2 protein-coding genes are annotated in these 2,430 nt (G+C 66.7%); one reads left to right on the top strand and one right to left on the bottom strand.

The window, feature by feature from the left end; all coding sequences use genetic code 11:
• Positions 1-530: 530 nt before the first annotated feature.
• Complete coding sequence (locus LQV45_RS25910; protein WP_230009518.1) at positions 531-1,388, bottom strand: inositol monophosphatase family protein; 858 nt, start codon at positions 1,386-1,388, stop codon at positions 531-533.
• Positions 1,389-1,489: 101 nt separating this feature from the next.
• On the opposite strand from LQV45_RS25910, the gene LQV45_RS25905 reads away from it, so the two are divergent.
• Positions 1,490-2,140 (top strand): hypothetical protein, encoded by a 651-nt coding sequence (locus LQV45_RS25905; RefSeq protein ID WP_230009516.1) that lies wholly within the window; start codon positions 1,490-1,492, stop codon positions 2,138-2,140.
• Positions 2,141-2,430: the final 290 nt, after the last annotated feature.

The raw sequence follows: 2,430 nt of genomic DNA, 5'->3' as shown, positions 1-2,430 counted from the left end.
GGGCGGCGCCGTGCGGGCTACCGCCGTGCGGGCTTCCGCCGTGCGGGGCGGAATCCGGTCCGGAATCCAGGCCCGCCAGGCCGGACCCGGAGCGCGATTTAGTGCCTGCCGCCGCCTTGGAGGCAGCTTGGAAGGGTCCGTCGGCGTAAGGGTCAAACAACATATCCATGGTGTATCTAAGTCTAGGCGGTGGCGCTGACAGCCGTGTCCGCCCGTCGGGACATGCCCTCCCCTGCCCGCGCCCAGTGGACATAATCCCCCTGCGCCCAGTCCTGACCTCGAAGAATGAGCATGCCCCGCGGAGGCTGTCCCGGGGAAGACCCGGGTTGTTCTGAAGACCGCCGAGGTTGTTCTGAAAAATGAGCATGCGCTACGGACACAGCTCTGCCCAACGGACATGTCCTCCGCCACCCGTGACCACTGGACATACTCCCGGTGTGCCCACTCCTGACAGCGAACGATGAGCATGCCCCGCGGAGGTTGTCGGGAAGACTGAGCATGTCCCACGGGGAGGTCCGGCAGGCGGGAAGCTAGCCGACGCCCCCGGAGCTGAGCGCGGCGCGCAGCTGCTGGACCGCCGTCGTGCCTCCCGCGATGAACCAGTCGAGTCCGTTGACGCGCACGACGTCGGTCGCGCCGCCGGCCGCCTCCACGATCGCCTTCCCGGGCAGCCAGTCCCACTCGGGGCAGCTGTGCTGGAACCAGCAGCCGAGCTCTCCGTCCGCGACCCGGCCGAGGTCGCAGGAGCCGGACCCGAACATGCGCAGCGCGGCCGCCGACGTCGCTGCCGCGTGCCAGGGCATGGCACACATCGGATCGGCAAGCCACGTCGGGTGGATGTAGGTTGCCGCGCCGAGATCAGCCAGCGGCGTGTCGGAACGTCCGGTGCCACCGGACGCGCCGGGCAGGAAGGTGACCAGTTTTTCGCCATTGAGCGTCGCCGCACGGGACGTCCCGCCCAGCCAGAGTTTGTCCTCCTCCGGCTGGAAGATGGCGCCGAGCCCTGCACCGGAGGAATCCTTCAGGGCAATGGCCGAGCACCAGTACGTGGATCCATGCAAGAAGTTGAAGGTCCCGTCGACGGGGTCAATGACCCAGGTCTGGCCGCTGCTGCCCGCCACGGAGGCGCCCTCCTCGCCCAGGACGGCGTCATCGGGGCGGCAGCGCCGAAGCTGTTCCAGCGCGTAGGACTCGGCGGCGTGGTCGGCGGCCGTGACCACGTCCGAGACCGACGTCTTCTGCCTGCCTTCAAGCCCGGCCTGCCGCATCAACAGCGCCAGGGTACCGGCCTCGCGGACCAGGGCCTCGGCCAGTTGGTAGTCATCCAGTGAGGGGTCGAGATCTGCGGTGCTGTGCCGGCCGAGCCGGTGTTTTCCTAGTTCGGTCACGCGTCCCAGACTATCGGCGCCCGCTGGCAGTGAACAGCCGGCGCGGGCACCCGGGCAGACGGCGGCGCGGAGGGGTGTGCAGGACGGGCGATAATGGAGCCATGGCCAAGACACCCGCGCAGCGGATCAAAAAGCACGGCGCCAACGCGGCGGTCCCCCAGCACCATCTCCCTCCGGTGATCAATCCGACCACCAGCCGGACACCGCAGAAGGCACAGAGCAACAGCAATCTGATTGTCATCGCCGGGGTCGTGGCCAGCCTGTTCCTGTTCTGGTATCTGCACCTGCTCACCCTCAACCAGCTCACCCAGTTGTCGGGCGGCCAGGCAATGCCCGACTCGTTGGTGGGCGGCTTTGACCTGGGGTTCGTGGAGCAATTGCGCGCGGCCATGGACGCCGATGCCCGGGGCCAGCTGAACTATGTCCACAAGACGGCCGGGATGCTCTTCCCGCTGATCTTTGGCTTCACCTGGCTGCTGCTGATCGGAACCAACGTGGCCCGGAAATCCCTGCGCTGGGCGCTGTGGTCGCTGCCACTGCTCTTTGCTGCGGTCCGGCTGTGGGGCAACACGGTGATCGATGAAATGATGTCCGCCGACACTCTCGACGGCGGTCAGGTCGCCATGGCCTCCGGGCTCACCGTGGCCGGCTGGGTCCTCTTGGCGCTGAGCATCGTGGCCGGCGTCGCCGCCGTGTTACTCGGACGCAAGGCTGCCGCGGCTTCCGCCACCCCGGGACATGTCCAGTCCTGATTCGCGCGGCAGGGCTAGTTCACTATTCCCGGCTTAGGACACCGGACATGTCCAATCTTGGTTGCGGTGGCTGGAGTCGTCCCTCGCACCCGGCCTCGAGCACGGGACATGTACAGCGTTCGGCCCGGCCGGTGGACATCTTGCCATTATGTCCATCCCCTCAAGTCCAGCGGAGAGCATGTCCCGTTCAGTGCTAAGTCAGGGAAGTTCAGTCAGGAATTCAAGGGCCTGTTCCGCACGTTGGGAGGCTCCTGCTTTCTTAAAGTAGTCGGCGGCCTCCATCAGGTACT

Source organism: Microbacterium sp. Bi128, assembly GCF_918698205.1.
The sequence above is the reverse complement of the archived record's forward strand: the minus strand, read 5'-3'. Positions and strand labels throughout refer to the sequence as shown.